The organism is Psychroflexus montanilacus, assembly GCF_020164535.1.
GTDB lineage: Bacteria > Bacteroidota > Bacteroidia > Flavobacteriales > Flavobacteriaceae > Psychroflexus > Psychroflexus montanilacus.
Window position 1 is genome coordinate 1 of the sequence record NZ_JAIQZC010000010.1, and the last position, 388, is coordinate 388.

The 388-nt window shown below is 52.3% G+C and carries 1 rRNA gene; it reads right to left on the reverse strand.

Annotated features, from left to right (window positions below):
- A 23S ribosomal RNA gene (locus LB454_RS13970) occupies positions 1–388 on the reverse strand; the annotation flags it as partial.

Genomic DNA, 388 nt, shown 5'->3' on the forward strand with positions numbered 1-388 from the left:
TGGCTGAGACAGTGTCCAGATCGTTGCACCATTCGTGCAGGTCGGAACTTACCCGACAAGGAATTTCGCTACCTTAGGACCGTTATAGTTACGGCCGCCGTTTACTGGGGCTTCAATTCAATGCTTCGCCGAAGCTAACATCTCCTCTTAACCTTCCAGCACCGGGCAGGTGTCAGGCCCTATACTGCATCTCTCGATTTAGCAGAGCCCTGTGTTTTTGATAAACAGTCGCCTGGACCTCTTCACTGCGGCCCCCAACATCGTTGGGGGCGACCCTTCTCCCGAAGTTACGGGCCCATTTTGCCTAGTTCCTTAGCCATGAATCTCTCGAGCACCTTAGATTTCTCATCCCAACTACCTGTGTCGGTTTACGGTACGGGTTGCTTTA